Origin of the sequence: Geminocystis sp. GBBB08, assembly GCF_016743215.1 — a bacterium.
Classification (GTDB): Bacteria; Cyanobacteriota; Cyanobacteriia; order Cyanobacteriales; family Cyanobacteriaceae; genus Geminocystis.
Window position 1 is genome coordinate 1 of the sequence record NZ_VRZC01000168.1, and the last position, 8,108, is coordinate 8,108.

Below are 8,108 nucleotides of genomic sequence, written 5' to 3' on the forward strand. Positions count from 1 at the left end.
TAATAACTCTTCTAGGTTTGATAAAGAAAAGGATATTGAAGACATACTTTTAAATGTCCAAAATTAATGGTGTGTTTACCTTGTAAAAAAAATAAAAAGCAAGAGGCAAAAAGGATTATCAATAATTTTAATTAATGTTAAAATATATAAGCTATTTTGCGAATAGTAAGTAAGTACACAAAATTAATCGATGCTCTTTGTTTTTCTCAAATCTATGATAACAAGAGGTTTAAACTCTTTGCCTATATACAATCAATTTTGCACTGGTACTTATTAAAGATAAATTGATTATTATAGAATAATCGTTAATTTTATTTAACCGTTATGCCGTACGAACAATTAAACCTTTCTACTCCTAAACCTGTCTTATCTTGGGCAAATCATGACTTAGGCTTTGAAGAAACTTCTATGGCAAAAAATGTGGCTTCTTTACCCTTTGTCTATAAGCACGTTGCCTTGATGCCAGATGTGCATTTAGGAAAAGGGGCATTAGTCGGTTCGGTTATTGCTACGAAAGATGCGATAATTCCTGCCGCCGTTGGAGTTGACGTGGGTTGTGGTATGTGTGCTTTGCAAACAGGGTTTAGTGCCTCTGAGTTAGAAGGAAAGTTAAAAAAAATTCGCTTAGAAATTGAAGCCAATATTCCCGTTGGTTTTAACGAAAATAAAGACATAGAAACAAAAGTAACTAATTGGCAAGGTTGGCAAGGTTTCAAGGATTTACATTCAGGAGTTCAAAGACTAGAAGGTAAAGCTATTAAGCAATTAGGCTCATTGGGTGGGGGAAATCACTTTATTGAATTATGCTTAGATACCGAAGATCAAGTTTGGTTAATGCTACATTCAGGATCTCGACATATTGGAAATCAATTAGCTGATTGCCATATCAAAACAGGGAAACAATTAGCGAAATTAGCCAATTTAAGATTACCAGATCCAGATTTAGCTTATTTTATCGCTGGTACACCCGAATTTGATGCTTATTGGCGAGATTTACAATGGGCGCAGAGTTATGCCCGTTTTAACCGTGATGTGATGATGAGTCGTTTTAAAGCCATTGTGGAGAAACATTTAAACGGTGGTAAAGCCACAAAACCTTTATTAACGGTTAACTGCCACCATAATTACGCTGAAAAAGAAACTCATTTCGGTGAGGATGTTTATGTAACCCGCAAAGGTGCAGTAAGAGCTACCGAAAACGATTACGGTATAATACCCGGTTCAATGGGGGCAAAATCTTTTATTGTTAAAGGTAAAGGTAATCATGACAGTTTTTGTAGTTGTTTTGCTGGAGAGACAAAAATCTTAACGGAATACGGATTGATGACCATCGAGGAGGTTTATAATGCTAATTCATCGATTAAATTGGTTAGCTATAACCAGAAATTACAAAAATTTGAATTAAAAGAAATTTTAGAGCAAAGTTGCCGTCAAGTAATGGTGAATAAATATTCTTTTTCACAAACAAGAAGAAGGCTAAAAAATGCCATTATTTGTACAGCAAATCATCCTTTTGCTACCTATGAAAAAGGGGAAATTAGTTATCAAAAAATAGAGGAAATTTATGATAATCAAGGCGGAGTAATAATTCCCACAGAAATCAATTTACCATCTAATTTAACTATAGAAGATTGCGATCCTAATTTTTACTATTTATTAGGCGTTATTTTATCCGATGGTACTATTTATTCACAGGAAAGAAAAAAAGCACCTGAATTAAAAGATCGTCCTATCAATGATAAATATATTTTAAATTATGTCAGAATTTATCAATCTTCTGATAACAAGAAAGAAAAGTTTTTAAGTCATGTAAAAAAAATATTTGATTCTTATAAAGTAAACATTTCAATGAGAATTCAACAACCAAGAATTTCTAATTTAAAAGGAAGAGAAATACAAGGTAAACTTTTAGTAGAATTAACCATTGGTGACTCTAATTTTGTTGAAAAAATAATCAATTTTAAAGAAAATTTACCGCAAATATTACTAACAAATCCTTACTTATCACTTTATTTTTTAGCAGGATATTTAGATGGCGATGGAAGTATTAATCGGGATACTATTTCCATTAGTATTGGTAAAATTGCGATGTTTAATCCTGTTATTTGTGCTTTATTATCTTTAGGAATTGCTTATAAAGTTTATAATAATCGCAATAATTATGTTGTAGAATTTCGAGACAATTTAGTGATGACAAAACTCTCTAATATTTGTCAAAGATTAGTCATTAATGAACCACCAAAAAGACTTTATGCAGATAAATTAATTTTAGCAAAATCTTTAACTGGGGGTAAATTTTCTTCTGCTGAATTAAATACTTATAGCAAAGCTGATAAAATGATGAATATTGAGAAAATCCGTGAAAAATCACTTGATTTTACTTTAGCAATGAATCGAGTTGTTAATAGTGAATCTTTGTCAGAAATTCCCGTTTATAACTTTACTGTTGCTGATAATCATAATTATATTGTGTTCACAGATTATTATACTCCTATTTTAGTACATAATTGCAGTCATGGTGCCGGGCGTACAATGTCTCGAAGTCAGGCTAAAAAACGTTTTGATGTTAGTGATTTAATTCAACAAACAGAGGGGATTGAGTGTCGCAAAGATGCTGGAGTTATAGATGAAATACCTAGTGCTTATAAATCCATTGAAGAAGTGATGAATCAACAAACAGATTTAGTGGAAGTTGTGGCAACTCTTAAACAGGTTATTTGCGTTAAAGGATAATTGATAATTAGACTTCTCCATCAAATATTTTTAAATAGTTTATCGTAAGGGATTTATCCCTTATTTCCTGAATTTTGATTAGATGCCTATTGATAATTGATAATAATTATTTCTGACTTTTTGAAGAGTATTCAAGGGAAAAAAAGATAAACAGTTATACTTATGCCCCTTATAATAAAAACAAAACCTGTAATTATTGTTTAATAATGGTTAAAAATTATCAAGTAACTATTCATAATCGTCAAAGTAACACAACGGAAACAATTACTGTACCCGAAAACGAGTATATTTTAAAAACCGCAGAAAATCAAGAAGTTGAGCCTCCTTTTTCTTGTCGTAATGGTGCTTGTACTACTTGTGCCGTCAGAGTAATTCGAGGAGATATTTATCAACCAGAGGCAATGGGTTTATCTCCCGATTTACAAAGAAAAGGTTATGCCTTATTATGTGTATCTTATCCTCGATCAGATTTAGTAGTAGAAACTCAAGATGAAGATGAGGTTTATGAGTTGCAATTCGGGCGTTATTTTGGTAAAGGAAAAGTTCGTTTTGGTTTCCCTATTGAAGATGATTAATCTTTAAATTTTTGCGTCGAGTGTGTCGAGTGCGAAAAACTTATCTTAATAAAATTATTTTGCTTTGAAATATAAATTATTAACTATTTTGATTTGTTTATGTTTAATCCTTAGTGGTTGTCAAAATCAGACTACTATCAAGGGCATTGAAGCAAAATTAAGACGAGTTGTTAGTGCCCAAACCATTGAGGTGATTATTAAAAATAAATCTTATCAATTTCGATTAATGGGTTTAGAGACTCCAAGTGAAAAACAACAACCGTGGGGAAATGAGGCGAGAAAATTTTTAGTTGATTTTCTGACGGTTAATAACTCTCAACCTTTAAAATCTGCCATCGTAATTTTAGAAACTGATTTAGAAGTTAAAGACAAATTTAACAGAATTAGGGGCTATGGATGGTTTAATGATGAATTAATTAATCAAAAAATCTTATCATTCGGTCATGGTATCGTTAATTTAACCTATACTGACGGTAAATATGATCAACAATTGTTAGATGCCCAAGATTACGCCCGTATCATGGGTAAAGGTGTTTGGAATCCTGATAAACCTCTTAGAAATATAAATTAATCTTTTTACTTTACATTTATGAATAATCTTTCTTCCCAACAAATTTTAAAATTTCGTGACATCGCTTTTTTAGCGGCAAAAGCAGGAGGTGTTGTCTTACAAAGTTATTGGGGAAAACAGCTAAATATCAGAGAAAAAGATAGGGCAGGAGATTTAATTACAGAAGTAGATCAAAAAGCAGAAACGGAAATAATTTCAGTGATAAAGCGTCATTTACCTAATCATGGTATCTTAGCAGAAGAATCGGGTAAAACTGACACTTCTGAGAATGAGTATTTATGGGTAATTGATCCTCTTGATGGTACAACTAATTATACTCATGGTTATCCTCAAGCGGCGGTTTCTGTGGGTTTAATGGTATCAGGGAAACCGACTGTTGGGGTTGTGTATAATCCGATGTTGAATGAATTATGGATGGGGGCACAAGGTTGCGGTGCAACTTTAAATGATATTCCTATTCAGGTTTCTACCACAAAAAATTTAGCAAGTAGCCTCTTAGTCACAGGATTTGCATACGATCGCCAAGAGGTGGAAGATAATAATTATGCAGAGTTTTGTCACCTTACCCATTTAACCCAAGGAGTTAGACGAGGGGGAAGTGCTTCTTTAGATTTATGTCATGTGGCAACAGGAAGATTAGATGGTTATTGGGAAAGAGGATTAAAACCTTGGGATTTATTAGCGGGAGTGGTGATTCTTCAAGAAGCAGGGGGCAAAATATCTGCTTATGATGGTAATGAATTTGATTTAGATAGTGGTAGAATTTTGGCAACTAATGGTTATTTACATTCAGCATTGAGTGAAGTTGTATTATCTATATCTCCTTTGAAAATAAGTACTAATGTAAAATTAATTGTATAGAGGCAATGTAAGGCAAGCAGTTTAAACCCTTTGTTACCCCTTGTTACCCATTATTATCATAGCTTTGAGAAAAACAAAATGCACAAATTAATTTTACTCACTTACTTAAAATAAAATAAAGTTTGTAGATAAATTAAGCAAAAAATAATGAAAATTAATCATCAACCGCAAGTTATTTTTTTAGATGCAGTAGGTACAATTTTTGGAGTTAAAAATACCGTGGGGGATGTTTATACTCAAATAGCTAAAAAATATGGTGCTAATAGAGAGGCAGAAATAATTAATAATTATTTTTATCAAGCCTTTAAAAATTCTCCTCCTCTTGCTTTTGAGACAGAAAATGAAGAAGAAATCAAAGAATTAGAATTTGAATGGTGGCAAAACATTACTTATAATACCTTTAATCAAGACAACAAGATTCAAGAATTTACTAACTTTAAAGACTTTTTTATCGAACTTTATAACCATTTTAAAACGAGCCAACCTTGGGTTATTTATGATGAGGTAATATCAAGTTTAAATCATTGGCAAAAACAAGGTATAGAATTGGGAATTATCTCTAATTTTGATACCAGAATTTATGAAGTTTTAGACAACCTAAACTTAAAACAATATTTTCAAACCATTACAATTTCTTCTATCACGGGAGTAGCGAAACCGCACCCCAAAATATTTAAAATTGCCTTAGCAAAACATAACTGTAAACCTGAAAATTCTTGGTATATTGGAGATAGTGCTAAAGAAGATTATTGGGGAGCAAAATCTCTAGGAATGCAAAGTTTTTGGTTAAAGAGGAGAAATAGTTAATCACAAAGCAAAAAAAAAAGAGATAGTAACTAAATTTCCCCTTTGCGCCTTTGTGCCTTTGCGAGAGAGATTCTAATATAGTAAAGATACCAGTGGAAGGAGTTATAAATTAGACAAATTCAGTTAAGATAAAAAGAATAAAACTACTATGAAAAATGGAGTTATTTAAAGGCGATGAATAGTATAACTTATTTAGTTATCAATACTGTAACTAATTTTATTCAAATATATTTAGTACTAATATTTGTAAGAATTCTTTTAAGTTGGTTTCAAACGGCAGAATGGGCAGGTAACGTGATTTCATTTTTAGCACCCATTACCGATCCCTATCTTAATATATTTCGTTCTTTTATACCTCCATTAGGAGGCATAGATTTTTCGGCAATTTTAGCTATCTTTGTTTTACAGCTAATTCCTCAATTATTAATTTCTCTTGTGGGAGTAGTTTAAAAAGTAGGATAGACTTTGCTAGAAAAACCAGTGGCTTTAAACTGTTTTAATTGTAAAGGAGTGGGTTGATTAGAAGGCACACTAATTCTCAACTCAAACTCATTTACTCCTGGTTGTACTTCTGTTAAAGCCCCTAATCGGCTACGATTTTGTAAAGCTGGTTCATTGTTAGCATCATAAACCCTTCCAAATACATCAGCATCATATAAGGTTTTCCCTGATGTGTTGTTAGTTTTACCGGTAATTAAATAACAAGTTGCTGGTAAGGCACTACCTCCACTAGTGACGCTGCCTTCTCCTACTCCTGCCGGACATTCTTTGTAAGATATATCTGTAATTTTTATTGGTACAAGTGCTTCTGCTGAGGGGGTTAAGATAGTTGTTAACAGAAAAAAGGAAATGGAAATAGTGATAATAGCTAAGAGGTGACGAAACATAAATTTTTATCTAATTTAATCAGGTATATGAGATTATTGATTTTCATTTTACTAAGATCTTGCACTTCTTTTGAAAAGGTTTCTGACATCAAACTTAGGTAAATTTCCTTCGGCTTTTTCATCTGTAATGGTTGAATAATCCTTAACTACTACCCTCCGGATGAACAGAGGGCTATTATATATTTCTGTATTATTTTAATACCTTATTGTTGCTCTAGCCAACGTACTGCATCTTTAGCATGATAAGTTAAAATTAAGTCAGCACCAGCACGTTTAAAGCTAGTCAAGGTTTCTAGGGTTACTTTTTTCTCATCTATCCAACCGTTAAGGGCAGCGGCTTTTACCATAGAATATTCCCCTGATACGTTATAAGCGGCTACTGGTAAATTAGTAATTTCTTTCACACGCCAAATTATATCCATATAGGATAAAGCGGGTTTTACCATCAACATATCTGCACCTTCTACTATGTCTAATTCCACTTCTTTTAGGGCTTCAAGAGCGTTTGCAGGATTCATCTGGTAAGTACGGCGATCGCCATGGCTAGGGGCTGATTCAGCGGCATCTCGAAAAGGGCCATAATAGGCTGAAGCATATTTAGCGGCATAGGAAAGAATCGGGGTATTTTCAAAACCGGCCTCGTCTAATGCTTCACGAATAGAAGTAACAAAACCATCCATCATGCCTGAGGGTGCAATAATATCCGCACCAGCGTTGGCTTGAGATACTGCTGTTTTTTTTAGCAGTTCAAGGGTTGGATCATTTAAGACTTTTCCTGCTAAATCTCCTACTTCTAAGTAACCACAATGCCCATGAGGTGTATATTCACAAAGACAAGTATCAGCGATAACGATTAAATCTGGTACGGCTTTTTTTACGGCTGTAGTGGCTTTTTGTACTATTCCGCAATCATGCCATGCACCAGTAGCGTCATTGTCTTTATCTGTCGGAATCCCAAATAAAATAATTGCTGGAATACCTAAATCATAGACTTCTTTAGCTTCTTCGATAATTTTATCTACTGATAACTGATAAACTCCGGGCATGGATTTTACTTCTTTTGCGATGGCATTACCCGGCACGGCAAATAAAGGATAAATTAAATCATTGGCTGTTAATACCGTTTCTTGTACCATGCGTCGTAATTGAGGATTTTGACGTAAACGACGAGGACGACTAATAGGAAACATAGTTAAATAATATAATTTGAATAGATAAGGACTGTCTTCCTAGTTTAAGGCGATCGCCTACTTTTACCTAGTACTTAGCAATATTTCGTTACGTTAAGTGAATGTTTAAGTCTATTCTCTTCTAGTCTCCTAGTCTCCTAGTCTCCTCGTCTCACCTTCACCGATAATTTTATATCGAACTGAGGTAGGTTTAAGGCGATCGGCTTAATCAACAATCAACATTTCTATTTAATTTGGCACTGTACAATAACAGAGATACCAAATAGGTTATTTGACATACTCACCCGTAAAGCTGAAGCTGTAACGGGCGATTCTGAACAGCCAATTACTTGACCATTACTCCACTGAAACAAACGTGCGTTGTACAGGGTTGCTAGGCTCAACAACTAACGTCATTGATGTATCCTGATTTCTCAAATCTGAAATTTTCAGACTTAGCCGTAACTTTCTGATGTTCTACCAGTAGCTTGGATGGACTAATTCC

The 8,108-nt window shown here is 33.5% G+C and carries 8 protein-coding genes and 2 pseudogenes; 8 read left to right on the top strand and 2 right to left on the bottom strand.

The features are described 5' to 3' along the window. Positions 1–324 precede the first annotated feature (324 nt). The 8 genes and pseudogenes from FWJ34_RS16240 to FWJ34_RS16275 all read left to right on the top strand — a co-directional run. Positions 325–1,509: pseudogene (locus tag FWJ34_RS16240) on the top strand (RtcB family protein); the annotation flags it as partial. A gap of 339 nt (positions 1,510–1,848) precedes the next feature. Further along, positions 1,849–2,151: pseudogene (locus FWJ34_RS19620) on the top strand (LAGLIDADG family homing endonuclease); the annotation flags it as partial. 237 nt (positions 2,152–2,388) lie between these two features. Continuing rightward, positions 2,389–2,733: an RtcB family protein gene (locus tag FWJ34_RS16250; RefSeq protein WP_396232033.1), complete on the top strand. Its 345-nt coding sequence runs from the start codon at positions 2,389–2,391 to the stop codon at positions 2,731–2,733. Positions 2,734–2,939: 206 nt separating this feature from the next. After that, on the top strand, positions 2,940–3,308 hold the full coding sequence (locus FWJ34_RS16255; RefSeq protein WP_308256391.1) for a 2Fe-2S iron-sulfur cluster-binding protein: 369 nt from the start codon (positions 2,940–2,942) through the stop codon (positions 3,306–3,308). A gap of 64 nt (positions 3,309–3,372) precedes the next feature. Further along, on the top strand, positions 3,373–3,879 hold the full coding sequence (locus tag FWJ34_RS16260; protein ID WP_308256392.1) for a thermonuclease family protein: 507 nt from the start codon (positions 3,373–3,375) through the stop codon (positions 3,877–3,879). An 18-nt stretch (positions 3,880–3,897) separates the two neighbouring features. After that, the gene (locus FWJ34_RS16265) at positions 3,898–4,740 is read left to right on the top strand and encodes an inositol monophosphatase family protein (RefSeq protein WP_308256393.1); all 843 of its coding nucleotides are present in this window, start codon (positions 3,898–3,900) and stop codon (positions 4,738–4,740) included. A gap of 147 nt (positions 4,741–4,887) precedes the next feature. Continuing rightward, positions 4,888–5,547, top strand: coding sequence for an HAD-IIIA family hydrolase (locus FWJ34_RS16270; RefSeq protein ID WP_308256394.1), 660 nt, complete (start codon positions 4,888–4,890; stop codon positions 5,545–5,547). A gap of 174 nt (positions 5,548–5,721) precedes the next feature. Next, entirely contained in the window at positions 5,722–5,997 is a 276-nt protein-coding gene (locus FWJ34_RS16275; RefSeq protein WP_308256396.1) for a YggT family protein, read from the top strand. Here the strand turns inward: FWJ34_RS16275 and FWJ34_RS16280 are convergent. Beyond that, the gene (locus FWJ34_RS16280; RefSeq protein ID WP_308256397.1) at positions 5,994–6,434 is read right to left on the bottom strand and encodes a hypothetical protein; all 441 of its coding nucleotides are present in this window, start codon (positions 6,432–6,434) and stop codon (positions 5,994–5,996) included. The two genes, FWJ34_RS16275 and FWJ34_RS16280, sit on opposite strands and share 4 nt — an antisense overlap. A 203-nt stretch (positions 6,435–6,637) precedes the next feature. Further along, a complete protein-coding gene (gene hemB, locus FWJ34_RS16285) occupies positions 6,638–7,624 on the bottom strand; it encodes a porphobilinogen synthase (RefSeq protein ID WP_308256398.1) in 987 nt (328 codons plus the stop codon). Positions 7,625–8,108 lie beyond the last annotated feature (484 nt).